This window comes from Thiohalobacter thiocyanaticus, from assembly GCF_003932505.1.
Taxonomy (GTDB): Bacteria; Pseudomonadota; Gammaproteobacteria; order Thiohalobacterales; family Thiohalobacteraceae; genus Thiohalobacter; species Thiohalobacter thiocyanaticus.
This window is the reverse complement of sequence record NZ_QZMU01000002.1, coordinates 23622-47068: the sequence shown is the minus strand read 5'-3', so window position 1 is coordinate 47068 and position 23447 is coordinate 23622. Positions and strand designations below refer to the sequence as shown.

Here is a 23447-nt window from a genome sequence, read left to right as displayed (position 1 = left end):
TTGCTCCGCATGGAAACTGGCGCTTTTACTCGGCCTCGCGCCCCCCGAGATCCTCGCGGGTCGAACGCAGACCCTGCTCAACCGCGATCACGGCGGCCTCCACCCGTGAGTGGACCCCCAGCTTGCGCAGAATGGCCTTGACGTGCAGCTTGACCGTGCCGTCGGAGATACCGAGGTTGCGGGCGATGGCCTTGTTGCTCTGTCCTTCCGCCAGCAGACCCAGGATTTCGCTTTCCCGCGGCGTCAGTTCGTCAAACGGGCTGGCGTTCGACTCATGGGTGCTGACGCTTTCACCCTGTACTACCTTGGCCAGCACCGGAGCGAGATCCGGGGCGACCACGGTCTTGCCTGCGACGATCTCGCGCAGGGCGACGACCAGGTCGTCGGGTTCGATATCCTTGATCAGGTAGCCCTGGGCGCCGTTACGCAGGGACTCGACCAGGTCCTGTTCATTGCTGCTGGTTGTGAGCATGACGATGGGCATCCTGAGTCCGCTCTGACGCAATTGACGCAGGACGCCCAGGCCGTCCATGTCCGGCATGCGCATGTCCAGCAGGATAACATCCGGCTTGAGCTCTTCGGCCAGGCGGATGCCTTCCTTGCCATCACCTACCGCGGCGACGATCTCGATACCGCGATGTGAGAGCAGCCCCTGCAGGCCGACCCGGAACAGGGTGTGATCATCTATCAGTATGACGCGCAGACTCATCGGGTGACGTTTTCCACCGGTATGTTGACTTCCTGGAGGTTGACCTGGGTCGACGGCGGCGCCTTGAACATGAGCTGGATGCGCGTACCCTCGCCGGGTTCGGACTCGATGCGGATGCGCCCGCCGAGGCGCTGGGCGCGTTCCTCCATGATGGACAGGCCCACGTGCTCGCCGGGTCCGCCGCCCTTGTTGGGTTTGGCCATGCCGACGCCGTCGTCTTCGATCAGCACGGTATAGTTACCGACGGCATCGCCGCGCATCAGCACGCGCACCACATGGGCCTGGCTGTGCTTGCGTACATTCGCCAGGGCCTCCTGGATGATGCGCAGCACCTGGATCTCCATGTCGTCGGGCAGATCGCGATTGCCCCATTCCTGCTGGAGAAAAATCTGGATGTCGGACTCGTTACGAAAGCGCTGGATCACCTTTTCCACCGCCGGGATCAGGCCGCGGCGGTCGATGGGGGCGCTGAAGTGGTCGATCAGGCCGCGCAGCTCCGTGTAGGCCTCATCCAGGCTGTTCTCGATGCGTTCCAGTTCGGCCCACAGGGCGGACTCATCACCCTGGTGCAGAGTTTCGTCCAACACCCGGACCTGGAACCGCAGGCTGGCCAGCGTCTGCGCCAGCGAATCGTGCAGTTCGTGAGCGATGCGGGTGCGTTCCTCGATGATGGACAGGCGGTTGGCCTCTTCGTCCACGCCGGCCTTCTCGATGGCCATGCCCAGGTGCCGGCCGATGCTGACCAGCAGCTCCCGGTCCACACCGTTGTCGAGCTTGTTGTTCTTGTTGACGAACAGGTTGTACACCCCGAGGGTGCGTCCCCGGTACTGCAGGGGCACGGCGATCATCTCGATTTCCTGGCTATCGAAGAAATCGCTGCCCACCAGCCGGTTGCAGGTACGCAGGCTGGTATGCACCTGCACCGAACCCTCGGTAGCGGCCTGGCCGCACAGGCAGCGGTCGGAGGGCAGGTATTGTTCCTTGCGTACGATGTCTTCGCTCAGGCCCAGGCTGGCGACCAGCCGCATCTGGTTGTCCTTGCCCTGCAGACGTACGGTGGCGGCGCGCGCCTGCACGACTTCCTTCAGGGTATGCAGAAAGCGGGTGAGCAGATCGTCCAGATCACGAGAGCTGTTGATGCTGGCCGCTACGTCGTAGAGGATTTCCAGCGAGCGCGTTTTCTGTTTGATGTGGCGGGTCTCTTTGCGCACCTGGGTTTCCATGTCCAGGGACAGGCTCTGGAAACGGTCACTGAACTGGTTGATGTCATGCATCAGATCGGTGAACAGGCCCCGGGGCGGTACCGGGATCCGGCTGGCGAGCTGGTCGTTGAGCATCATGGTGGCCCAGGAGCGGATCTCCTGCAGCGGCCGGAGCAGTTCATTGCGGATCAGGATGATGCCGGTGATGACCAGGACCAGTCCCAGCAGGCTCAGCAGGGTCTGGAGGATATAGAAGCCGCTGCCCGGCTCTGCCAGCCACAGGTGAGCAAGCGTGAGTGCAAAGATCACTCCCAGCCCCAGCATCGGCAGCAGCAGGGGATTCAGTACCCGGTTGCGCAGGGAGACCACCGCGCCGGAGTCTTCCGTGTGCGGTTCCCGCCTGCGCCGGGATTCGGTCTGTTCAAGGGATTCCTGGCTCATCCGACCTCAGTGACGTTCTGCCGTGAAATCAATGCCATATTGCTTGGAAGGCGGGTCGAAAGCGACTGACTTCGAGCCTTCACTATACCACCATCACCGCCGGCGGACATCCGTCCGGGGCAGCGCGGTCGGGTCCGGATCCCGTTGCGTGGCTGCTCAGCCCGCGTTCTCCGGCGGGGTGTAGTTGGCGTCGTTGGGATTCATGAAAATGAACTGGAAGTCGCCGGGTTCGATTTCCACGAAGTCCACAACGGTGCCGTCGAGCAGGGCGCGGCTGGTGGGGGCGATAACCAGCTCGATGCCTTCCGAGGCATAGCGGGTGTCATCGTCCCGGTTCAGGTCATCGAAACCCATGCCGTAGTGGATACTGCCATCGGACTGGCGGTCGGCCGCGATGCGCAGGGCCATGCCCTCCATACGGGACTGCTTGGCCGCTTCTTTGATCTGTTTGGCGGCGGCGGGGGTAATGGTGATCATGGGTGACACCTCGTGATGGTTAATGCGTGAATTACACGGACTATTCTAAGACATTGGTCCGGGCATCGTCGCCTTCACCCGTGTGGTGTGGGGTTTTTGTCCGGCGTACAAAGTCCACGAAGCGCAGTGCCCAGTGGTACTGGCCGGTATCGCGCAGGTGGGCGTAGCAGGCCAGCAGGTTCTTGTAGACATAGCCGTCGTGCCGGCCGTCCATACCGCTGCCGCGTACCACCTGGTAGGCGAAACGGGCCGCGTCGGTATCGAAATTTTCCAGGCGTGAATAGTGGAATTCGTGTGCGGCGATGGTGTCCGGGGGCGCCGTGCCCTGCCAGGGGTGGGCCGCTGCCTCGCGCAGGACGATGTAGCCACGGCCCTGGGGGCGGGCATGCATGACGGTATCGGCCGGGATGATACCCACCATCTCCGCCCGCCGGTCCTGCCAGTGCAGGCTGCGGGTGAGATACATCAGACCACCGCATTCGGCATAGGTGGGGAGGCCGGCCTCGATGGCGTCATGGATGGCCCGGCGCAGGCCCGTGTTGGCCTCCAACCGGTCCATGCAGGCCTCGGGAAAGCCACCGCCGATGAACAGGCCGTCGATCGCCGGCAGTTCGGTATCGGTGAGGGTGTCGATGGGGACCAGGCTGGCACCGGCCGCTTCCAGGGCCTCCAGGTCGTCGGGATAGTAGAAACCGAAGGCGGCGTCGCGGGCGATGCCGATACGCAGCGCCGGCGCGGGTTCAACGGTCTGGCTGCGCTCTGCAGGTGTGGCCAGCCCGGGTGCCGTGGCGGCGATTTTGCGCAGCCGGGACAGGTCGACCTGGTCGCGGATCAGGGCCGCGATGCGGTCGATCAGATCGCGGGCGCCCGAGGCCTCGTTGCTCGGAACAAGCCCCAGGTGGCGCTCATCGATGCGCAGGTCGGGATTGCGGTGCACGGCACCGACCACCGGGATGTCGGTATAGTGCTCGATGGTCTCACGCAGCTTGGTCTCATGGCGGCTGCCGGCGACCTTGTTCAGGATCACGCCGCCGATGCGTACCTGGGGGTCGAACTGCATGTAGCCAAGCAGCAGCGGGGCGATGCCGCGGGTCATGCCCTGGACGTCTATGACCAGTACCACAGGCGTTGCCAGCAGCCGCGCCAGCGCGGCATTGCTGTTGCTCAGGTCCAGCGCCATGCCGTCGAACAGGCCCTTGTTGCCTTCCACCAGGCCGATGTCCATGCCCTGCAGCCGGGTGGCCACCAGGCCACGGATTTCATCCGGCTGCATGGTGTTGAAATCGAGGTTGTAGCAGGGTCGGCCGCTGGCCTCTCGCAGCCACATGGGGTCGATATAGTCGGGGCCCTTCTTGAAGGTCTGAACCCTGAAACCTTCCTGTGTCATGGCAGCCGCGAGCCCCAGGGACAGTGTGGTCTTGCCCGAGGACTTGTGTGCGGCACTGATATAGAAACGGGACATTGTCTTTCAGAAAGACAGAACGCGCACAGCCGGTGACTGTGCGCGTTCTGTCAGCATTGACGTGGCCTGGTGATCAGGCCGCTTTGCCGGCCGCGGCGTCGGTTGCGCCGCCATGGTGTGGATCGGCGACGGCGTCTTCCAGCGTCTGCGGCATGAAGGGCAGAACCTTCACCGCCAGCGCCACGGCGATCAGGGCGATGCCGAAGCCGCCGATGCCCAGCAGGAACTCGGGCAGCGCGGGGCTGTACTCGGCGACCACGCCGTCGTAGAAACTGCTGCTGACCTCCATGCCGGGGAACAGAACCAGCGGGTAGGCCTGGCCGCCAATGATGATGGTGTACATCTGCGTCAGCCCGCCGAGGATGACCAGCGCACAGGCCCAGCCGATAGCGGTGCGCGACCTGCCCAGACCGGGGTGATACAGCATGGCCAGCGGGATCAGGCTGCCGATCAGAATCTGCCCGATCCAGAACAGCTGGGTGTAGATGCCGCCGCCGAGCAGGAGGAAATGCTCGTAGCCGTGATGCTCGGTAGCGTAGAGGTTGGTCAGGTGATAGGCCAGCACGAAATAGAGCACGCCGCCGACGAATACGCCCAGCAGGTTCTTCAGGCGGCGCAGGAGGGCGTCACCCAGCGGCCGGCCGGTCCATTTCATGCCGGCCATGAGCACCAGCAGGTAGATGGCCAGCCCGAAGGAGAAGGACATCACCACGAACAGCGGCGCCATGATGGCGGCATCGTAGGCCTGGCGGGCGACGATGAAGCCGAAGATGGAGCCGGTGCCGGTGGTCAGGATCAGGCGCCAGAGGAAGGCGAAAAAACCGACCGTGGAGGAATACTGTTTCTTGGACGGATCCATCAGCATCCACAGATACACGGCGACAATGGCGATAAAGCCGTTGTAGAGAATGATGTTCCAGGCGAAGATCGACTTGAAGTTGTAGTAGGTCATGGCCACGATCAGACGGTCGGGACGACCGAGATCGAGTACCAGGATGGCCAGACCGCCGATCAGAAGGGTAACAGCGAGCAGGCCGGACAGAGGCGCCAGCGGTTTGTAGGGTGCCTTGCCGAAAACGGAGCCGATGGAGGCGACATTGAGTGCACCGGACGCGGCAACGATGAGAAACACCGCGAAGACGTGCGGGATACCCCACACGATCTGATTGTTCATGCCGGTGACATAATGGCCGTGATGTTCCATGTAGTAAGTGGCACCAAGGCCGATGGCCACGATAAGGCCGAGGATGCCGATCAGGCCCCAGTAGCCCGTTCCATTGTTCGTCACTTCTCTGAAATGGATTGTCTTCTTCATGGATCCTGGCTCTTATGCTTGTGCGTCTGTGGAGTTGATCAGATGCCGCGGTAACGAACACCCAGGTCGAGACCCAGGTCGGCGCGGATCTCGGTGCCGCCATGCAGGGCCAGCTGGCGCGAAATCTCGCTGTTCGGATCGTTCAGATCGCCGAACACGAAGGCGTCATGGCCTTCCGCTGCACAGGCTTCGGCACAGGCAGGGACGGCATCGGCGCCATCCCTGTCGACCCGGTGCACGCACAGGGTGCAGCTCTCGACCGTACCCTTGCCGCGCGGGGCGACGACCAGCTGATCCTGCAGATCCTCGTGGATGAAGGAGCGGGCCTTGTAGGGGCAGGCCATCATGCAGTAACGGCAGCCGATGCAGATGTGCTTGTCGACCAGCACGATGCCATCGGCACGCTTCATGGAGGCGCCGGTAGGGCAGACGTCCACACAGGGCGGATGCTTGCAGTGCTGGCACATCAAGGGCAACTGGTGGGCATAGCCGGTGCGGGTGTCACGCAGTTCGACGATGCGGATCCATTGTGCCTTCTGCTCGGGTGCGGAGTGGGGTTCGCTGTCGTTGATGTCACCCCAGCCATTCTCTTCCATGCAGCCGCGCACGCAGGCATCGCAGCCGTCGCCGCACTTGTTGGTGTCGATCAGCATGCCCCAGCGATTCTCGCTGGTGACAGGCTGATCGGCGGGCTTGGCCTGTGCGACCTGGTTGAGAAACACGCCGGGCGCGATGCTCATGCCGGCAGCGGCACCTGCCGTCCCGCCAATGAAGCGGCGGCGTGAGGTGTCTACGTGCTCGCTCATTGCAGTCCTTCCTCCGTGGCTGCCCGCAGTACGTCGGCAGTCAGCTCGGTTTCGGTTTCGGTGAAGTGATGGCCCTTGCCGCCGCCAAGCCGGTGCATGCCGGGCTCGGCATCCGGCATTGGCGTGTCGCGATGGCAGGAAAAGCAGTCGATCTTCACCGCCGCATAGCTGTGGCAGCTGCTGCAGAAATGTTCCTTGCTGTCGCTGCGCACGATTTTGCCGGATTCGGGCTTGGGAACATGGCAGTTGATGCATTCCTCCAGGCTGTACTGCTTGGTGCGCACGCCCTGGCGCATGGTCTCGTCACGCTGATGGAGGATGTACTCCATGTGATTCTTGCGCATCTCCTCCGTCGGTTCGACACATCCCTGGGCCTCGCTGTAGCGGGCATTGGCCTGCGGGATGTCCGGCCGGGGAACCTCGGCGCCGGCAAGCAGCGGGATGGCCAGAAAGGCCATCCCGACTGCCAGAACCAGTGACTGCAGGGGTTTAAACAACCGCGTCATGTCCACTCCTAATGCTGCTGCTGTGCGGGGATGTCGTTTTATTCACCCATGGCCATGTCGATGTAGCCGGTGGGGCAGACATCCGCACAGATATGACAGCCGATGCAGCGCGTGTAATCGGTCGCGACATAACGCCCGGTGGTCGACTCGGCCTTGTTGACACGATAGACCGCATCCTGCGGGCAGTAGATGACGCAGTTGTCGCACTCGAAACACATGCCACAGCTCATGCAGCGGCCGGCCTCGGACACGGCTTCATCATCCGTGTAGCAGTCGTAACGCTCCTCGAAATGCCCCAGCACTTCCTCGGCACCCGGGCCGTGCTCCTTGCGCTTGACCCGCGGCGTGTAGGAGAAGTGACCCAGGAACAGCTCGGTGTGCGGGATGATCTCCTGGCTGGCGCGGTCCTCGTAGTTATGCACCGCATACTTGGCCTCGGAGGTGCCGCGCATGTCGCCCTGGGGCTGGAACTCGATCGGTGACAGGTTGGCCTCGTTGAGCTTGGCCAGCAGATCGAAGTGGTGCTTGTCGACCTTGGGCCGCTTGACCTGAGACTCGTTGTTCAGATAGTGCTCGATGCTCTCGGCGGCGATGGAGGCCTGGCCGATGGCCGTGGTCAGCAGGTGCGGACGGATGATGTCGCCGGCCACGAAATGGCCCGGACGGTTCGGTACCTGATAGTACTGGTCCGAATCCATCAGACCGCGACCATTGTCGAAATCTTCCAGGCCGGCCAGGTCACCGCCCTGGCCGATGGCGGCCACGATCAGGTCGGCTTCGATGTCGAACTCAGTGCCTTCGGCCGGAGTCGGGCGGCCGTCCTTGATCTCGCACTTGGCCATGCGCAGGGCGGTGGCGCGGCCGTTGTCGTCCTTGACCAGGGCGACGGGCATGACTTCATTGAGAATGGTCACGCCTTCTGCCAGGGCGTCGCGCACCTCGTGTTCGGTGGCCGTCATCTCTTCCTTCGGGAACAGTGCGGTCAGGGTGACCTCGGCACCTTCACGGGCAGCGGTCATGGCGGCATCGTGGGCGGTGTAGCCGTGGATGACCTCCTCGGGACGCTCTTTCTCATTGATGGTGGAGATCTTGCCCAGGCGACGGGCTACGGAGACCACGTCGATGGAGGTGTCGCCGCCGCCGACGCAGACCACCTTGTCGGCGGTGACCTGCAGGTCGCCCTTGTTGTAGGCCTCCAGGAAAGCCACGCCGGAGACGCAGTTCGGGGTGCCTTCCCAGCCCTCGACGGGCAGACCGCGGCCGGTCTTGCAGCCGATGGCCCAGACAATGGCGTCGAATTCCTTCTCCAGTGCATCGACCGTCACGTCCTTGCCGACGCGGGTGTTGGTACGCACCTCGATGTCGCCCATCTCCACGATACGGTTGATCTCATGGGTCAGATGGGTACGTGGGATACGGTAACCGGGGATGCCGTATTCCATCATGCCGCCGAGTTTGTCGTGGTCATCGAAGATGCAGCTGGCGATGCCGCGGCGACGCAGATGATAGGCAGCGGCCATGCCGGCCGGGCCGCCGCCGATGATGGCGACCTTCTTCTCGGTCTTGAGTGCCGGTGCTTCGTATTTGAAGTCGTTCGTGACCGCGCTGTCGCCAATGAACTGCTCGACGGCGTTGATGCCGACGAAATCCTCGACCTCGTTGCGGTTACAGCCGTCCTGGCACGGGGCCGGGCAGACGCGTCCCATCATGGCGGGGAAGGGGTTGGATTCGGTCAGACGCTGGAAGGCGTATTCATGCATGCTGACGTCCTGGGGCGGCTTCTCGATGCCGCGCACGATCTGCAGCCAGCCGCGGATGTCCTCACCCGACGGACAGCTTCCCTGGCAGGGCGGCGTACGGTGAACGTATACAGGGCACTTGTGAGATTCGTCGGCGACGAAAATCTTGTCGTGCATGCTGCTCCAGGTGTGTTCGCCGTCCTCGAACTTGCGGAAAGTGAGTTTCATGTCGTCTTGGGAAGTTGCCATGCCTGTTCTCCTGATCTAGGTGAACCCGGTATGCCGGTATTCGTATCTAGAGATTAAAAATTGTACGTCCGAATTACTGCAAGCAAATCAATCCTCGTCACTCGCGTCATCATCGTCGTCGTCCGATTTCTGGCCGGTCAGGATAAGCGCGTTGCTGACCAGCTGATGGACGCTGACGATCTGATCGAGAGTGAAGCCGTAGTACGGCATTACCTTGGCGAACTGGCTCTTGCAGATGGCGCAGATCGCGGCCATGTGCGTGACGCCGTGTTCATCCACAACTTTCTTGAGCGCTTCCATGCGGGGCAGCGCGCCCTTGACGCGCAGCTCCATCAAATCGTCCGTCAGCAGACCGCCGCCGCCACCGCAGCAGTAAGTGCTGTCGTAAATGGTGTCGGCCGACATGTCGTAGAAGTTGTTGCAGCTGGCCCGGATGATATCGCGCGGGATGCTGAACTGACCCCCGGGCGTATCGCCCATGCGTGAGGCACGGGACACGTTGCAGGAATCGTGGTAGGTCAGGCTCATGTCGTCGTTGCGCGACTTGTCCAGGTTCAGCTTGCCCTGCTTGATCAGATCATGCGTGAACTCGCAGATGTGCTGCGGGACAGGGTAGTTCGGGTCCAGGAAGTCGAAAGGACCGGCCAGGGTGTTCAGGAAGCTGTAGGCCACACGCCAGGCATGCCCGCACTCGCCGAAGATGATGCGCTTCACGCCGAGATCCAGCGCCGCCTCGCGGATGCGCATGGACACCCGGCGCATGTTCTCGTAGGAGCCGATGAACATGCCGAAGTTGGCCGCTTCCGAAGCATGAGAGCTCAGGGTCCAGCTGATGCCGGCCTCATGGAAAACCTTGCCGTAGCCGATCAGGCCGTCCACGTGGGGCTCGGCGAAGAAATCGGCCGACGGGGTGACCAGCAGTACCTCGGCGCCTTTCTCGTCCAGCGGGTAGCGTACCTTGACGCCGGTATCGTCCTCGACGTCCTCCTCGATCCCCTCCAGCGTATTTTCCAGCGCGGGCTGGGGCAGGCCGAGATTGTTGCCGACCTTGAACACCTTGCCGATGATCTCGTTGCAGTATTTCTGACCCTTGCCGACGGCGTCCATGATTTCGCGCGCGGCCATGGAGATCTCGGCGGTGTCGATCCCGTAGGGGCAGAACACGGAGCAGCGCCGGCACTGGGAGCATTGATGGAAGTAGCTGTACCAGTCGTCCAGCACTTCCTCGCTCAGGTCCTCGGCACCGACCAGCTTGGGGAAATACTTGCCGGCAAAGGTGAAGTAGCGACGGTAGACCTTGCGCAGCAGGTCCTGGCGTCCCACCGGCATGTTCTTGGGGTCGGTGGTACCGAGATAATAGTGGCACTTGTCGGTGCAGGCGCCGCACTTGACGCAGGCATCGAGGAACACCTGGAACGAGCGGTACTTGCCCAGCAGTTCGCCCATCTTGTCGATGGCGACTTCCTTCCAGTTGTCGACCAGCTCGCCGGGGTAGCCCAGAGGCTGCTGGAAATCGGCCTTGGCGACGTACGGCTTGCTGTGCTCCATCGTCCCTTCCTCGAGCTTCGGGATGATGGGAATCTCTCTAAATTTCGGGACGTCAAAGTCAGCCACAGTTCGCTCCTAAGTCTACTGCCGCAAAGGTGTCACAAAACTCTGCGATTATTTTTCCAGCTCGGCAGCCCACGGTGCCAGATGCCGCTTTTCACGCGGGTTGTCGACCTGGTTCCGGGTCGGGCTGAAGAACACACCGGGTGCGTGCAGCAGTTTGCTGATAGGGAACACGATCAACAGCAGTGCTACCAGGAAAAGGTGGATCAGCAGGGCCGGGTCAGTCGGCAGTTCCTGCGGCGAAAAGCGGATCATGCCCAGGAAGAACGCCTTGACGGACACGATATCGGTATGTGAGACGAAGGTCATCATCATGCCGCTGAGGCCGATGCCGAGCAGCAGCGCCAGCATCAGATGATCGGACGGAGCGCTGATGTAGCGCACGCGATCGACCAGGACACGCCGCGCCCACAGACCCAGCAGGCCGATGACCATGCCGAAGGCGGCGTACTTGCCGAAAGGCTGGATCAGGCTCACCCACAGCCAGATCTGATCCTGGAAATAACGGATGTGGCGCAGAAGCACCAGTAACAGTGAGAAGTGAAAAATCCAGCCGAACAACCAGATCCACTTGTTGGAGCGGAACAGGCTCTGGAAGAAGACGACTTCGCGGAACATGCGCAGAACGACGCCGCCCGTGGTCGTCGGTGCCGGCGTGGTCGGGATCTTCAGCGGTGCCGGTGTCCTGGCATAGCGGTAGATCCGCGCACCGACCCCAACCAGAAATACTATCGCTGCGGCATAAAACAGCGCGGTGTAAGCGATACTCACAAACGACACCGTCGTCTCCTCACTGTTGCAATTCTGTAGTAATGATTGGGGGAGGGGATACCTCCCCCGGCAATCACGGAGTTGTCGTGATCAGACGCAGCCGGTCGGCTTGGGCAGGCCGGCGTACTTGCACGCCTGCTTGGCCGGACCGTAGGGGAACAGCTCGTACAGGTACTTGCTGTTGCCCTTGTCCTTGCCCAGCTTCTTGCCGATGGCCTTGGTCAGGACGCGCACGGCAGGAGCGATCTGATACTCTTCGTAGTACTCGCGCAGGAAGTTGATTACTTCCCAGTGGCTCTCGCTCAGCTCGGTGCCGTCTTCCTTGGCCATGGCGGTTGCCACTTCGGGCTCCCAGTCGTTCAGGTTGGCCAGGTAACCCTCTTCGTCAGTCTCGTAGGTCTTGCCGTTTACTTCGATTGCCATGATCGATCTCCTCGTGCTGTTGGAGCAGAAATGAAATAACCAAAAATGTCAGAGCCAGGCCTGAACACTGTCGTGCTCAGTGACCAGGTCGACGAATCCGCCGTAGTCGACGACATTGATACCGTCCAGGACCTGATCCTCGCTCATACCACGTGCCCTGAGGTCAGGGCCTAACACGTAGACTTTGCTCTTCTCCATCGCGGACTGGACCTTGCCTGCAACGGCGGTACCTTTCATCGCGCCGTAGACCGCGTCCTCGAACAGCAGCACGGCAGCGCCGTCCTTGATGCGTCCGAGGCATGAATCCAGGGAGCGATTCTCGAAAGGTGATTTGTTGACTGTATGCAGCATTGCCATCACTGAATCTCCCTTGGTTCCTAGAAGCTGAGAACGATGTCCTGTTCATCCATCAGGTCGCGCAGCTCGGCGGCGCTGACCACACGGATGGAGGGCTTTTCCTCCCAGTCGTCATCCTCGTCCTCGTACATGATTTCCTGCAGGTCATCGAGGGTGAGACCGCGGGCTTCGAGTGATTCCTTTTCGACATACAGCTTGTTGATGTCGTAATCCCCGAGGACCTTGTAGATCGGCGAGAAATTCTTCATGCCGATGCCCTTGGTGTCCTGGCCCTTTGCCAGCTGGTAGACGCCGTCGTCCAGGAATGCCAGGCTGACATCCTGATCGAAGGCTGCGCCGATCAGGACCACCTCCAGGGATTCGAGTGCGTAAATGGTCCCGTAAGGTGCCTTACGGTTCACATACATGAACTTCTTGATACCGCCCTCGTTTTCCATATTTCTGAAACCTTCTAGTCAGTAACTCTCAATCGCCGAATACGACGAGCCGGTCGCTCTGGATGCCAGCTTCGATCAACTGACCCAGGCCCGAAATCCGGAAGCCGTTGGCGATATTATTGCCGTCCTTGCCGTGGCGCTTGGCTTCGTTCTCGTCAAGCAGGCCGCGGCGCTGGGCTGCTGCCACACATACGACCAGATCGATGTTGTGTTGCTCGGCCAGTTCGGACCACTGAACGGTGATGTTGCGATCGTCCTGGGGCGGTACACCGAACCGCGTGCCGTTGTTCACACCGTCGTGGTAGAAGAACACACGAAACACCTCATGCCCCTTCTCCAGCGCCGCCTTGGTGAACTGCAGCGCGCTGTCCGCGCTCTGATGTTGATAGGGGCCTTCGTTTACCATTACCGCAAGTTTCATCTACTTCTGTCCTTCGGTTCTCGTTGCACATCCAATTCGGTCAGTTGATTAAAGTGGTGCGGTTAGCGCCGTGCACTAACCGCACCCTGACCAACTGGGACAGCCTGTCTACCCGGCCGCGTTCAGAAGCGGATATGGGTGGAGGCGTTCAGGCTGTTGCGTGCACCTCTCCAGTTGTCGATGTGGTACTTGGTAAAGGGCAGGCCGGTGACCTCGAAGAAGCGGGGCCAGCCGATGCGCTCGATCCAGTCGTTGATGCGCTCCCAGTCCTTGGCGCCTTCCTTGTAGGCGTTCAGGATGCGCTTGACGATGGCGGTTGCCTCCGGCCAGCGCGGCGGGTTGTTGGGGATGCCGGCTGCGACCAGCTTCTGGAAGGTCGGCTTGCCACGGGCGTTGGAGTGGTTGCCGCCCACCCAGATCGCGAGCTTGGTGTGTTCGGCATCGTTGATCTGCATCGGGGGGCAGGGCGGATAGCAGGCGCCGCAGCAGATACACTTCTTCTCGTCCACTTCCAGCGAGGGCTTGCCGTTGACCATGGCCGGACGAATGGCGGCCACCGGGCAGCGTGCAACCACGGAAGGACGCTCGCAGACGTTGGAGACCAGGTCGTGATTGATCTTCGGCGGCTTGGTGTGCTGTACGTTGATGGCGATGTCGCCCTGACCGCCGCAGTTGATCTGGCAGCAGGAAGTGGTCAGGTGCACACGGTTGGGCATGTTGCAGTTGCGGAACTCGTCGATGAGTTCGTCCATCATCGCCTTCACCACGCCGGAGGCGTCGGTGCCGGGGATGTCGCAGTGCAGCCAACCCTGGGTGTGCGAGATCATGGAAACGGAGTTTGCGGTGCCGCCGACGATGAAACCGGCGTCTTCGAGTGCCTTGATCAGCGGCTCGACCTTGGCTTCATCGGTGACCATGTACTCGATGTTGGAACGCAGGGTGAAACGGACATAGCCGTCCGCGTACTGATCGCCGATGTCACACAGCTTGCGCAGGGTGAAAACGTCGAGGATACGCTGGGTGCCGGCCTTGACGGTCCAGATGGTGTCGCCGCTGTAGGCGACGTGGCGCAGAACACCCGGACGCGGATGATCGTGCCATTTCCACTGGCCATAGTTCTTCATCATGACCGGATGGGTGTACTGGAAGCCGTCAGGGCAGCCGGATTCGATCGGCTGGCGCATGTCTTCAAGTGCCATGGACTTCTCCTGAACTATTTGAACAACTTGATTGTTGATCCGGGGGGATGTCCCCCCGGAACTCAATTACCGAAAATGCCGGTCAGCTGGCAGCCTTCTGTTCCTGCATACGCTGGAACCACTTCTCGGCTTCCTCATCCCAGCCGTCCATACGGACGTAGGAAGACTGGCGCGGGCTGGCAACCATGTTCGGGTCGGGGTCGATGCCGATGCCTTCCAGGAAGTTGACCAGGCCGATGCGCTCGATCATCTCGCCGCAGCGCTCGTGCTCGAGACCGTTCTCGGCCCAGAAATCGATGATTTCCTCGCCCATCTCGGTGATGCGCTCGTAGTCTTCCTCGGTTTCCAGCTTCATAAACGGCACCACCACGGTACCCATCAGGTCGCCGATCTTCAGGGTGCGCTTGCCGCCGATCAGGATGGTGACACCCTTGTCATTACCGGGGTGCAGAGCCTTCGGCATGACGTTCAGACAATGCATGCAACGCACGCAGTTGTGGTCGTCGACGGTGATGGTGTCGTCATCGTTCAGGCTGATGCAGTTGGTCGGGCAGCGGGAGATGACGTTGTCGATGATGTACTGACGGCCCTTGGCCTCGATGAAGTTCTTGACCTCGCCCTGATCGATCTGCATCTCGTCGCGCCAGGTGCCGATGATGGCGAAGTCGGAACGCTCGATGGCGTTCTGGCAGTCGTTCGGGCAGCCGGAGACCTTGAACTTGAACTTGTACGGCAGGGCCGGACGGTGCACGTCGTCGGTGAAGTTGTTCAGCAGCTTGCGGTGGATGACCTGCTCGTTGGCGCAGGACATTTCACAGCGGGCTGCACCGACGCAGGACATGCCGGTACGCACGCAGGGACCGGCGCCGCCGAGGTCCCAGCCGTAATCATTGATCTCGTCAAAGAAGTGCTGGGTACCCTCGGTGTTGGTGCCGATGAACATGATGTTGCCGGTCTGACCGTGGAAGGTCACCAGGCCGGAGCCGTGCTTCTCCCAGCTGTCGGCCAGCTGGCGCAGCATGTCGGTGGTGTACATGTTGCCTGCGGGCGGCTGGACGCGCAGGGTATGGAATTCCTTGGACTCCTGGAAGGCGTGACCGACTTCGGAGAAACGCGGGATGATGCCGCCGCCGTAACCGAACACGGAAACCGTGCCGCCTTTCCAGTAACCCTTGCGGGTTTCGTAGGAGTGTTCGAGCTGGCCAAGCAGTGAGTTGGCCATGCCGCGAATACGGTCGCTGTCATGGGTGTCGCGCAGACGCTTGATGCCGGAAATGAAGCTCGGCCACGGGCCGTTTTCCAGTTCGTCAAGCATCGGAGTTTCATGGTGCTTATCGGCCATGTCGATCTCCTTAAGTTTGGAATGGCTGGTTGTGCATTTCGGGCACCTGGAACAACACCGCCGGCACCCGCTCCACTACAACATCTAAATTCTATTTGAGTACCACGTCGACCGCGGTCCGCACCGTGCGGACCGGGTGTAAATCGTGCGTGCTGATACCCTTCTCCGAGCACTCCGATTTTCCGTGCTGGGAAGTCTATGTATCTGAGCGCGAAGTGAATACCCTACCCATGGGGTGTTCGGGCCGCAGTAGACTATCCCAAATGGAGTAGGTGTGCAATGGCCGGCCATGCGGCCCCTGACAGTGAAATGTCATGCCCTGCATCCGGGAATTTTAAATAATTAACGTTTAATTATATACTTACAAAAATGGCCAGGAAAGAGGTGGTCGGCAGGGTCCGACCGCACCTGTCTGACACAGGGGTGTGTCGGTTATCATCCTTCCCGGCGCCACCCTGCAACAGTCTGTCCCCGACGCGAGAGACGCATTCATCATGGGTACATCCGTATCGTCCCAGACCCCGGCAGTGTACGGCAATCCCTTCGACCTGGACGAGCCGAGCGCCTATGCCGCCTGGCGGGAGTGGAAGCTGACACGACGGCCGGCAACGGTCGCCGACCTGATCGTGTCCGTGGCCGATCCCCGGCAGCTCACTGCGGATGAGCACGCGGCCCTGCTGGCACGGCTGCGGCAGGCCAATCTGGCCCTGTACCAGTTCGATCCCGCGATCACCGGCAAGGACGCGATCCGCGCCCTGGGCCGGCAGTTCGGGCTGGAGCGGCTGGACGGCAACCTGTGCGCCGATGACGACAGCATCACGTCGCTCCAGGTCTCCAGCGACGGCGCCAGAGGCGAATATATCCCCTATACCGACCGGCGTCTGAGCTGGCACACGGATGGTTATTACAACCCCCCGGACCGGCAGATCCGGGGCATCGTCATGCATTGTGTACGGCCGGCAGCTGAAGGCGGGGAGAGCACCTTCCTGGATCATGAACTTGCATATATATTGATGCGTGATGCCAGTCCGGGCTGGATCCGGGCCCTGATGGCGCCCGACGCCATGACCATCCCGGCGAACGTGTCGCAGGGGCGGGTCATCCGGCCGGCGCACACCGGCCCGGTGTTTTCACTCGATCCGGCCACAGGCGCGCTGCACATGCGCTACAGCGCCCGCACCCGCAATATCGTCTGGAAGGACGACCCGGATACCCGCACGGCGGCGGCCTTTCTGCAGGAGCTCTGGCGCCGGGACAATCCGTACGTCTATCACCATCGGCTGGTGTCCGGGCAGGGTATTATCTGCAATAATACCCTACATAACCGCTCAGGATTTCGGGATCACCCCGATCCGGACCGCGGCCGCCTGCTGTACCGGGCCCGCTACTACGACCGGGTCGCGGGGACCGCGCTGCGGGAGGTATTCCCGGAGGCCTGAGCCCATGGGTCCGCTGACGGACACGAATTTCAGCCGGCGGTCGGCAATCGCCGCCCGGCAGAGGAGGCAGAGATGTTGTGGTTGAGTGAGATCCTGTTGCAGGAGCACGAAATGGATTCCTTCGATCAGCTGTGCGAGAAGATCCAGGAACGTGCCGCACAGGGTGAGATGTTCTTTCGCATGGATGTGAAGCCGCCGTTCCAGGATACCCCGGTGGACTGGGAGGATCGCCTGGAGGCGGCCTTCGCCCAGGCGAACAACAAATAGATTGTGCAATTCCGGTTAGTCTTTTGGGTAAAGCTGTTTCACAATGTTGTCTGGTTTTCATGAACCCTTGTTCAGGTGGTAGAAAATGATGTTCTGGCAGGAAGAGCGGGAGGAAGATAAACCCTTTCAGGTACCGGACGATATCGTCGATATCAATTACCGGATCACGGCCCGTACGCTGCCGCTGGACCATGCTCATGCCCTGTCCAGTGCGCTGCTCGCCGCGCTGCCCTGGCTGGAAGAGGAGGAAGACGCGGGCATCCATCTCATCCACGGCGCCGAATCCGGCAACGGCTGGTACCGGCCCGAGGATGTCACCAACGAACTGCTGCATCTCTCCCGGCGGGCCCGCATGAGCCTGCGCATCCCCAAACAGCGTCAGGCAGACGCCGAGGCCCTGGTGGGGCAGACGCTGGATATCGCCGGTTATCCCCTGGAGGTGGGCGAGGCCAGCATCAAGCGGCTCAGTGCCCTGCCCACACTGTTTTCCCGCTATGTCAGGACCGAGCCGGGGCTGTCCGAGGAGGACTTCCTGGCCTGGGCCGCGGCTGAAATCAAGGCCCTGGGCATTCCGGTGCGCAAGCTGATGGCCGGCAAGAGCCATGCCTTCCGCACCCCGGAGGGCACCCTGCATACGCGCACCCTGATGATTGCCGATCTGGAGCCCGAGCCGGCCGTGTTGCTGCAGCAGAAGGGCATCGGGAAGGGCCGCAAGATCGGCTGCGGTCTGTTCATCCCGCACAAGGGTATTACGGCGGTCAAGGACACGAACTGACCGTCCCGGCGCCCCGGCCGCGGCCAATTCAGTGTTTGGTAATTTACAAATGTGCCCGTTTCAGGGTATATTCCGCGGCTTTGTGATAAGGGCCTGTTAACACTACCGAAGCACCTGCTGCCGGCGCCGCGTTTTGTGTCTCCGCAAGGCGCCGTGAGCGCAGTGTAGCTCGGCTACATAAGCGAGCGGCAACGCCGCGGGACGCAAAACGCGGCCCGTCCCGGAGGGTTGGGCCTGAGAAACCGTCACTCGGCGTTGCTCGTCGCTCATTTGGGGCGACCAAACTTCGCTCCTCGCGCCTGGATTGACGGTTTCTCAGGCCCAACAGCAGGCGCTTTGGTAGTGTTAACAGGCCCTTTTGGCTTTGAACCAGAGGAAGAGTCATGGCTTACGAACTCAACGGCAAGACCATCGAAACCAACGAAAACGGCTATCTCAACGATCCCCACGACTGGAGCGAGGAGCTGGCGCAGGTGATCGCCGACGCCGAGGGCGGTATCGGTCAGCTGACCGACCAGCACTGGGACATCATCAACTATCTGCGCGACGAGTACTTGAACAACAACCAGAACCAGCCCAACGACCGCACCATTCTCAAGGACATGGCCAAGAAGTGGGGCACCAAGCCCACCAGCAAGGACATGTACGCCCTGTTCCCGAAAATGCCCTCCAAGCAGGGCGGCAAGGTCGCCGGGCTGCCGGAGAGCCGCCGCAAGGGCGGGTACTGATCCACTCCAGATTGAGCTGAAGGGTTCAGAGTCGCCCGCGCGGCGACCGGGCAGGCCGGGTGCTGGAGCCCCTTGCCCATTTGGGATATAGTGACGGGCCTTTGGGGACGGTATAGTCCCGCCCAGCATCCTGAAATCGATGATTATGGCCAACTAGCCGGAGGCGAGTACGATGAGCGACAAGGCTGAAGCAATCAAGAAAATGATTGAAATGCAGAAGAAATTCATGGAATACGAACACCAGAACGGGGTCGATCCGAAGGATTATTTTGCCCCCGAGTCCGGCCACGCGCTGGATGGTTACCGTCAGGAATACCGTGATCTGGCCATGTCGGTCGTCGATCAGGCGCACAAGGATGTCGGCTCCAAGGTCTGAGCTCCCGGCGCGCCGGAAAAAAGCCTCACGCAGTGAGGCTTTTTTTATGTCCGCTGCCCGACCTCAGCAGACGTGTGTCAGACCTCCGCCCACATCCGCACCAGGTTGGTGTAGCTGTTGCTGACCAGAGTGGTTTCGCGTTCACCGGGTGATTTCTCTACCAGCAGGTCGCGGGCCTGGGCCAGGGAATAGAGCAGTTCACGCCGACCCGGATCGCGCACCAGGCTCTGGGCCCAGGTCACCGCTACCAGGCGTTCGCCGGCGGTGACCGGCGCCACATGATGCGTGCTGGAAGAGGGATAGACGACCGCATCCCCGGCCGCCAGCTTGATCCGCTGCTCGCCGAAGGTGGAACGTATCACCAGCTCGCCGCCTTCGTAGTCTTCGGGGGCACTCAGAAAGACGGTGGTGGATACATCCGAACGGTAGCGCTGGCCCATGGGTCCCATCACCGGATCGTCGACATGATCGCCATAGTTCATGCCGGGGGTGTAGCGGGCATAGAAGGGCGCGGCCACACGATGCGGCAGCACCGCCTGTTGATAAACCGCATGCTGCACGAGGGAGCCCATCACAATGTTATTCAGCCTGGTGTATAGTTCCTGTTCCTGAACCATCTCCTCGTTCTGCTTGACCCGATGCGCCTCCCGCCCGGCGGACAGCCGGCCGTCCTGGAACCGGGCATTGGCCAGCAGGGTGCGGATCTGCTGCAGCTGGTCGGTGGACAGCACGCCGGCTAGCGTCAATAACATGTTCAGGCACTCCAGTTATAAGAGGTAGACCATGATACTGAATGTCCACGCAGGGGAACAAACCTATTCCATCGATGTGCCGGAGCACCTGCTCAATGATGCCGAGGAGTTCTTCGCCCGGATGGACGAGGACATGAGCCGGGGCTACCAGATGAGCCGGACCTGGGTGGACAGTCCGGATGTCTACATGCGCTGCCAGATCGTCGCCGACAAGCTGCTCACGGCGCTGGAGAGCCACAATGAAAGTCTCGGTATCATGATGTCGGCCTATCTGCTCAAGCGCATGCCCGGTATCCGGGCGGTGCATCTGAACCTTGAAGGCGACATGACCGAGCACGATTTCGATCTCGCCTGAGGCAGCCGTGGCTGAGCTGCTGCAGGTTACCGCTCCGTTGCTGATCCGCTACCCTGACGGCAGTCGGCACGTGATGGCCGAACGTTTTGCGCATCCCGACGGGATACTGTATTTCCAGCCCTTCTGGCACCTCTGCCGCCCGGCCTCGCAGGCCATTCACCTGGTCCGCGGTGAACTCCGGGGCGAGGGCCCCTGGAAGCTCGGCGATGCCGTGATCACGGTACTGGGCTGCCAGGGCACGGACCCGGACATGGCTGCAGTCCATGCCGAATGGCAGGCCTTCATCCGGAGCGGTGCGCCGGGTTATCCGGGGCCGGATGCCATCCGCGCGCTGGCCTGCCAGCACGGTGCCTGTCAGGATTGATCTGATACGAACCTGCTCCGAGTATAGGTATTTTTCATTACCCGCGTTTTCCCACCCCGGAATTTGTGCAACAGTCCACAGACTGCCCCACTGAATCTGCCAAACTGGCATCAGATTCATATGGAATAGTAGTTATGCATGCCAGTGATATTACAAGTAAAATAAATCAGATTTCGACCATGCCCCTGTTCGAGGGGGTGCCGCTCAATGTCCTGCACTGGGTCAACGAGCGTTGCGAGGTTGTACGGGTTTTCGCCGGTCAGACCCTGCTGGATCCCAGCCACCGGAATGATGCGATTTATATCATCATCTCCGGATTCGCCCAGGTCAGAAACCCCGGCGCCGATGGCCAGGCCCTGGCCTACCTCATGGAAGGACAGTGCGTCGGCGAAATGTCCGTCATCGATGGTGGGCAGCCTTCGGCCAGGGTCGTGGCCGATACCGACTGTATGCTGCTGGTGATCGAATCGCAGACTCTGTGGGAGCTGATCGGCATGGCGCCGGTGGTGGCGCGCAACCTGATGCGCACCCTGTCCAGCCGCCTGCGTTATGACAACGAGGTTATCCTGGAAAGCCTGCGGATGCAGCGCGTCTTTGAACACGATGCCCGGGTGGATCCCCTGACCGGGATGCACAACCGGCGCTGGTTGTGCGAAATGCTCGATCGCCAGATCCAGCGCTGTAATATGAGTGGTGAAGAACTCTCCATCCTGATGCTCGATGTGGATCACTTCAAGTCATACAACGACAGGCACGGCCATCTGGCCGGCGACTGCGCCCTGCAGTCCGTGGCTCAGGCGTTGCGGGAGGGATTGCGGGTGTCGGACACCACTGCCCGCTTCGGTGGCGAGGAATTCGTGGCCATTTTCCCCGGCGTGGGCCTCAAGGCCGCTCGCGGCATCGCCGAACAGTTACGCCAGGCCGTGAGCGACTATCCGGTACGGGACTATCAGGGCAATCCGTTGCCGGGGGTGACTGCTTCCATCGGTCTGGCCGCCCTGGAGCCGGGTCAGGACCGCGACAGACTGCTGGATGCCGCTGATGCCGCCCTGTATCGCGCCAAGAATGCCGGGCGGAACCGGGTCAGTGAATGACCCGGGTCTCCATCAGCCCCGTATCAGCAGTCCCAGACCGGATACCGCCAGCAGGGCGAAGGCCAGGCGGCGCATCTGGACGATCGGCACATGCCGGGTCAGTCGTGCCCCGAACTGGGCGGCCAGCAGCACCGGGAACAGGCACCAGGCGGCAGCTTCCAGCATGGCGGGCTCGAACTCGCCGCGCAGGATCTGCACGATCAGGCGCAGCAGGGTGCTGAGAAAGAAGATCGCCAGCAGCGTGGAGCGGATGCGGGCCATGTCCCAGGGCTGGCGGTAGATGTGAAACACGATCGGTGGGCCGGCGGTGCTGAACAGGCCGCCCAGCACGCCGCCGGCGGCGCCGCTGAGAAGCCCCGCGGTCGCTCCCGATGGCCGGGGCAGCGGGTGGCGGGGAAGAACAGCACCAGGGCCGCGGCCAGGATCACCACCCCCAGCAGCTGCTGCAACAGCACCGGCATCGCCGTGTTCATCCAGGCCAGCAACGCCATCCCCAGTACGATCATGGGCGCCAGCCCCAGGGTCATCCAGCCCAGCTGCGGCCAGTCGATGGCGCGCGGATGCCGACCCAGTACCCAGGCGCCGTTGGCCATCGAGATCATGCTCACCACCGCGGCCAGGAAGGGGATGGAGGCCAGCTCCAGCAGACTGGCCAGGCCCATGACGATCAGTCCCAGGGCGAAGCCGGTCAGGGCCTGGATGAAGCTGCCGGCGAAGGCGAGCAGGACCAGCAGGGTCAGTTCGAGCGGGGTCATGGCAGCGGCTTGCGCATGAGAAAGTGCGGGATGCTGCCGAACAGGGTGTGCGAGGGCGCGACCGCTGAATAGCCGTGATGCGCATAGAAGTCGACCGCGGCCTGCCGTGCATGCAGCCGGATTTCGTCCAGACTCCAGTCCCGCGCCTGCTGCTCGAGCGCTTCCAGCAATGCCGTGCCGACACCGCGACCGCGCCAGGCCTCGACCACGGCCATGTAACGGATCTGGCCCCGCGTGTCATCGATACGGTGCAGGCGTCCGATACCGATCAGGCTGCCGCTGCGGTCCTGTACCTGCAGATGGAAGGCGGCGTCTTCGAACTCATCCCGCTCGCTGCCGCGCGGCTGATCCCAGGGCGCGCGCAGTAGCTGCCAACGCAGGTCGAAATAGTGCTTCAGCTCGGCCTCGTCGCAGGGACTGCTCAGGTGAAAGTCGGGTTTCACTCAGGCAAACACCACCCAGGTGGTGGCGATGTACTTCACTCCCCGGTCCAGCGCCACTGCTCTGTGTTCGTGGGTCCAGAAGGGTGGGAACAGGATCAGCTTACCCTGTTCAGGGCGCACCTTGACCTGCTGAAACAGGAACTCGGTCTCCCCGCCCGGGCCGGGCACGTCGTTGAGATACCAGAGCGCGACCAGCTGGCGCTGACTGAACTCGTGGCTGCCGCCATCGATGTGCCAGTGATAGTACTCGCCTGGCACATAGCGCTGAATGCCATAGCCCATGTCCTTGAACGGCCCCTTGAAGTAGGGGAAGGCCTCGCGGAATTCACGCAGGGCAATGCCCAGGGAACGGAACAGGTTGTTGTCCACGTCCTTCCAGTGCGGCTTGCCGCTGACCACCAGGTCGGTGGTCTTCTTCACCCCGGCGTCCTCGTTCGCCGTCTGGCCGATGCGCCCCTTGTACTGCTCGTCCTGGTGCGCCTCGAAGCGCTGGATGATGTCCTGGCAGATGAAATCCGGCAGTGCTCCGCGCTGCTCGAAGATGAAGGAATTGGGCTGGATTTCCGTGAGGGTGCGCAGCGGTGTGCGCTGCGGGCTGTCGTGGGACATCATTGGATAGACCGGGTAGGGAA

27 protein-coding genes and 1 pseudogene are annotated in these 23447 nt (G+C 61.6%); 8 read left to right on the top strand and 20 right to left on the bottom strand.

From position 1 onward, the window contains the following. Positions 1-25: 25 nt before the first annotated feature. The 16 genes from D6C00_RS14415 to dsrA form a co-directional block, all read right to left on the bottom strand. A complete protein-coding gene (locus tag D6C00_RS14415) occupies positions 26-709 on the bottom strand; it encodes a response regulator (RefSeq protein ID WP_125182521.1) in 684 nt (227 codons plus the stop codon). After that, positions 706-2352: a GAF domain-containing protein gene (locus D6C00_RS14410; protein ID WP_125182520.1), complete on the bottom strand. Its 1647-nt coding sequence runs from the start codon at positions 2350-2352 to the stop codon at positions 706-708. The genes D6C00_RS14415 and D6C00_RS14410 overlap by 4 nt, the downstream gene beginning before the upstream one ends. 156 nt (positions 2353-2508) lie before the next feature. After that, on the bottom strand, positions 2509-2829 hold the full coding sequence (locus D6C00_RS14405) for a HesB/IscA family protein (RefSeq protein WP_125182519.1): 321 nt from the start codon (positions 2827-2829) through the stop codon (positions 2509-2511). A 40-nt stretch (positions 2830-2869) separates the two neighbouring features. Further along, the gene (locus D6C00_RS14400; protein ID WP_125182518.1) at positions 2870-4291 is read right to left on the bottom strand and encodes a cobyrinate a,c-diamide synthase; all 1422 of its coding nucleotides are present in this window, start codon (positions 4289-4291) and stop codon (positions 2870-2872) included. A gap of 73 nt (positions 4292-4364) precedes the next feature. Continuing rightward, positions 4365-5606 (bottom strand): NrfD/PsrC family molybdoenzyme membrane anchor subunit, encoded by a 1242-nt coding sequence (gene nrfD, locus D6C00_RS14395; protein ID WP_125182517.1) that lies wholly within the window; start codon positions 5604-5606, stop codon positions 4365-4367. Positions 5607-5644: 38 nt separating this feature from the next. Then, a complete protein-coding gene (dsrO, locus tag D6C00_RS14390; protein ID WP_125182516.1) occupies positions 5645-6412 on the bottom strand; it encodes a sulfate reduction electron transfer complex DsrMKJOP subunit DsrO in 768 nt (255 codons plus the stop codon). After that, positions 6409-6918, bottom strand: a complete 510-nt coding sequence (locus tag D6C00_RS14385) for a hypothetical protein (RefSeq protein WP_125182515.1) — start codon at positions 6916-6918, stop codon at positions 6409-6411. Before D6C00_RS14385 ends, dsrO begins: the two co-directional genes overlap by 4 nt. A 38-nt stretch (positions 6919-6956) precedes the next feature. Then, entirely contained in the window at positions 6957-8906 is a 1950-nt protein-coding gene (locus tag D6C00_RS14380) for an NAD(P)-binding protein (protein WP_125182514.1), read from the bottom strand. Between the two features lie 87 nt (positions 8907-8993). After that, positions 8994-10520, bottom strand: coding sequence for a sulfate reduction electron transfer complex DsrMKJOP subunit DsrK (gene dsrK, locus D6C00_RS14375; protein ID WP_125182513.1), 1527 nt, complete (start codon positions 10518-10520; stop codon positions 8994-8996). A 48-nt stretch (positions 10521-10568) separates the two neighbouring features. Next, on the bottom strand, positions 10569-11297 hold the full coding sequence (locus D6C00_RS14370; RefSeq protein WP_125182512.1) for a respiratory nitrate reductase subunit gamma: 729 nt from the start codon (positions 11295-11297) through the stop codon (positions 10569-10571). Between the two features lie 81 nt (positions 11298-11378). Continuing rightward, the gene (locus tag D6C00_RS14365; protein ID WP_125182511.1) at positions 11379-11711 is read right to left on the bottom strand and encodes a TusE/DsrC/DsvC family sulfur relay protein; all 333 of its coding nucleotides are present in this window, start codon (positions 11709-11711) and stop codon (positions 11379-11381) included. 48 nt (positions 11712-11759) lie between these two features. Next, positions 11760-12068: a sulfurtransferase complex subunit TusB gene (tusB, locus tag D6C00_RS14360; RefSeq protein WP_125182510.1), complete on the bottom strand. Its 309-nt coding sequence runs from the start codon at positions 12066-12068 to the stop codon at positions 11760-11762. A gap of 20 nt (positions 12069-12088) precedes the next feature. After that, positions 12089-12505 (bottom strand): sulfurtransferase complex subunit TusC, encoded by a 417-nt coding sequence (gene tusC, locus D6C00_RS14355; protein WP_125182509.1) that lies wholly within the window; start codon positions 12503-12505, stop codon positions 12089-12091. Between the two features lie 28 nt (positions 12506-12533). Continuing rightward, complete coding sequence (gene tusD / locus D6C00_RS14350; RefSeq protein ID WP_125182508.1) at positions 12534-12926, bottom strand: sulfurtransferase complex subunit TusD; 393 nt, start codon at positions 12924-12926, stop codon at positions 12534-12536. A gap of 122 nt (positions 12927-13048) precedes the next feature. Then, positions 13049-14125 (bottom strand): dissimilatory-type sulfite reductase subunit beta, encoded by a 1077-nt coding sequence (gene dsrB, locus D6C00_RS14345; RefSeq protein WP_096366428.1) that lies wholly within the window; start codon positions 14123-14125, stop codon positions 13049-13051. Positions 14126-14207: 82 nt separating this feature from the next. Next, entirely contained in the window at positions 14208-15467 is a 1260-nt protein-coding gene (dsrA, locus tag D6C00_RS14340; RefSeq protein ID WP_125182507.1) for a dissimilatory-type sulfite reductase subunit alpha, read from the bottom strand. 494 nt (positions 15468-15961) lie between these two features. On the opposite strand from dsrA, the gene D6C00_RS14335 reads away from it, so the two are divergent. From D6C00_RS14335 to D6C00_RS14315, 5 genes are all read left to right on the top strand, one after another. Further along, complete coding sequence (locus D6C00_RS14335) at positions 15962-16906, top strand: TauD/TfdA family dioxygenase (RefSeq protein WP_125182506.1); 945 nt, start codon at positions 15962-15964, stop codon at positions 16904-16906. 72 nt (positions 16907-16978) lie between these two features. Further along, positions 16979-17173 (top strand): sulfur relay protein DsrC, encoded by a 195-nt coding sequence (locus tag D6C00_RS14330; RefSeq protein WP_125182505.1) that lies wholly within the window; start codon positions 16979-16981, stop codon positions 17171-17173. A gap of 85 nt (positions 17174-17258) precedes the next feature. Beyond that, the gene (gene cas6 / locus D6C00_RS14325; RefSeq protein ID WP_241546945.1) at positions 17259-17948 is read left to right on the top strand and encodes a type I-MYXAN CRISPR-associated protein Cas6/Cmx6; all 690 of its coding nucleotides are present in this window, start codon (positions 17259-17261) and stop codon (positions 17946-17948) included. 383 nt (positions 17949-18331) lie between these two features. Next, positions 18332-18676 (top strand): TusE/DsrC/DsvC family sulfur relay protein, encoded by a 345-nt coding sequence (locus tag D6C00_RS14320; protein ID WP_125182504.1) that lies wholly within the window; start codon positions 18332-18334, stop codon positions 18674-18676. A gap of 172 nt (positions 18677-18848) precedes the next feature. Then, on the top strand, positions 18849-19052 hold the full coding sequence (locus D6C00_RS14315; protein WP_125182503.1) for a hypothetical protein: 204 nt from the start codon (positions 18849-18851) through the stop codon (positions 19050-19052). Positions 19053-19129: 77 nt separating this feature from the next. Here the strand turns inward: D6C00_RS14315 and D6C00_RS14310 are convergent, their stop codons facing one another. Next, positions 19130-19804: a Fe2+-dependent dioxygenase gene (locus D6C00_RS14310; protein WP_125182502.1), complete on the bottom strand. Its 675-nt coding sequence runs from the start codon at positions 19802-19804 to the stop codon at positions 19130-19132. Positions 19805-19835: 31 nt separating this feature from the next. Between D6C00_RS14310 and D6C00_RS14305 the strand changes: the two genes are divergently transcribed. From D6C00_RS14305 to D6C00_RS14295, 3 genes are all read left to right on the top strand, one after another. Beyond that, the gene (locus tag D6C00_RS14305) at positions 19836-20159 is read left to right on the top strand and encodes a hypothetical protein (RefSeq protein ID WP_125182501.1); all 324 of its coding nucleotides are present in this window, start codon (positions 19836-19838) and stop codon (positions 20157-20159) included. Positions 20160-20166: 7 nt separating this feature from the next. Next, positions 20167-20523, top strand: coding sequence for a hypothetical protein (locus D6C00_RS14300; RefSeq protein ID WP_125182500.1), 357 nt, complete (start codon positions 20167-20169; stop codon positions 20521-20523). Between the two features lie 179 nt (positions 20524-20702). Then, the gene (locus tag D6C00_RS14295) at positions 20703-21617 is read left to right on the top strand and encodes a GGDEF domain-containing protein (protein WP_158675450.1); all 915 of its coding nucleotides are present in this window, start codon (positions 20703-20705) and stop codon (positions 21615-21617) included. 12 nt (positions 21618-21629) lie between these two features. On the opposite strand, the pseudogene D6C00_RS14285 reads toward D6C00_RS14295, so the two are convergent. From D6C00_RS14285 to D6C00_RS14275, 3 genes and pseudogenes are all read right to left on the bottom strand, one after another. Then, positions 21630-22372: pseudogene (locus D6C00_RS14285) on the bottom strand (TSUP family transporter). Beyond that, complete coding sequence (locus D6C00_RS14280) at positions 22369-22815, bottom strand: GNAT family N-acetyltransferase (protein WP_125182496.1); 447 nt, start codon at positions 22813-22815, stop codon at positions 22369-22371. The pseudogene D6C00_RS14285 and the gene D6C00_RS14280 overlap by 4 nt, the downstream one beginning before the upstream one ends. After that, positions 22816-23427 carry a 2OG-Fe(II) oxygenase gene (locus tag D6C00_RS14275; RefSeq protein ID WP_206609622.1) on the bottom strand — a complete coding sequence of 204 codons (612 nt, stop codon included), beginning with the start codon at positions 23425-23427 and terminating at the stop codon, positions 22816-22818. Positions 23428-23447: the final 20 nt, after the last annotated feature.

Bases quoted from the DNA above. Each gene is read 5' to 3' on its own strand.
- cas6 (WP_241546945.1), top strand. From the start codon at position 17,259: ATGATGTTCTGGCAGGAAGAGCGGGAGGAAGATAAACCCTTTCAGGTA.
- tusB (WP_125182510.1), bottom strand. From the start codon at position 12,068: ATGGCAATGCTGCATACAGTCAACAAATCACCTTTCGAGAATCGCTCC.
- D6C00_RS14275 (WP_206609622.1), bottom strand. From the start codon at position 23,427: ATGATGTCCCACGACAGCCCGCAGCGCACACCGCTGCGCACCCTCACG.
- D6C00_RS14295 (WP_158675450.1), top strand. From the start codon at position 20,703: ATGCCCCTGTTCGAGGGGGTGCCGCTCAATGTCCTGCACTGGGTCAAC.
- dsrA (WP_125182507.1), bottom strand. From the start codon at position 15,467: ATGGCCGATAAGCACCATGAAACTCCGATGCTTGACGAACTGGAAAAC.
- tusC (WP_125182509.1), bottom strand. From the start codon at position 12,505: ATGGAAAACGAGGGCGGTATCAAGAAGTTCATGTATGTGAACCGTAAG.
- D6C00_RS14400 (WP_125182518.1), bottom strand. From the start codon at position 4,291: ATGTCCCGTTTCTATATCAGTGCCGCACACAAGTCCTCGGGCAAGACC.
- D6C00_RS14335 (WP_125182506.1), top strand. From the start codon at position 15,962: ATGGGTACATCCGTATCGTCCCAGACCCCGGCAGTGTACGGCAATCCC.
- nrfD (WP_125182517.1), bottom strand. From the start codon at position 5,606: ATGAAGAAGACAATCCATTTCAGAGAAGTGACGAACAATGGAACGGGC.
- dsrO (WP_125182516.1), bottom strand. From the start codon at position 6,412: ATGAGCGAGCACGTAGACACCTCACGCCGCCGCTTCATTGGCGGGACG.
- D6C00_RS14305 (WP_125182501.1), top strand. From the start codon at position 19,836: ATGATACTGAATGTCCACGCAGGGGAACAAACCTATTCCATCGATGTG.
- D6C00_RS14315 (WP_125182503.1), top strand. From the start codon at position 18,849: ATGAGCGACAAGGCTGAAGCAATCAAGAAAATGATTGAAATGCAGAAG.
- D6C00_RS14330 (WP_125182505.1), top strand. From the start codon at position 16,979: ATGTTGTGGTTGAGTGAGATCCTGTTGCAGGAGCACGAAATGGATTCC.
- D6C00_RS14380 (WP_125182514.1), bottom strand. From the start codon at position 8,906: ATGGCAACTTCCCAAGACGACATGAAACTCACTTTCCGCAAGTTCGAG.
- D6C00_RS14405 (WP_125182519.1), bottom strand. From the start codon at position 2,829: ATGATCACCATTACCCCCGCCGCCGCCAAACAGATCAAAGAAGCGGCC.
- D6C00_RS14310 (WP_125182502.1), bottom strand. From the start codon at position 19,804: ATGTTATTGACGCTAGCCGGCGTGCTGTCCACCGACCAGCTGCAGCAG.
- tusD (WP_125182508.1), bottom strand. From the start codon at position 12,926: ATGAAACTTGCGGTAATGGTAAACGAAGGCCCCTATCAACATCAGAGC.
- D6C00_RS14320 (WP_125182504.1), top strand. From the start codon at position 18,332: ATGGCTTACGAACTCAACGGCAAGACCATCGAAACCAACGAAAACGGC.
- D6C00_RS14415 (WP_125182521.1), bottom strand. From the start codon at position 709: ATGAGTCTGCGCGTCATACTGATAGATGATCACACCCTGTTCCGGGTC.
- D6C00_RS14385 (WP_125182515.1), bottom strand. From the start codon at position 6,918: ATGACGCGGTTGTTTAAACCCCTGCAGTCACTGGTTCTGGCAGTCGGG.
- D6C00_RS14365 (WP_125182511.1), bottom strand. From the start codon at position 11,711: ATGGCAATCGAAGTAAACGGCAAGACCTACGAGACTGACGAAGAGGGT.
- dsrB (WP_096366428.1), bottom strand. From the start codon at position 14,125: ATGGCACTTGAAGACATGCGCCAGCCGATCGAATCCGGCTGCCCTGAC.
- D6C00_RS14410 (WP_125182520.1), bottom strand. From the start codon at position 2,352: ATGAGCCAGGAATCCCTTGAACAGACCGAATCCCGGCGCAGGCGGGAA.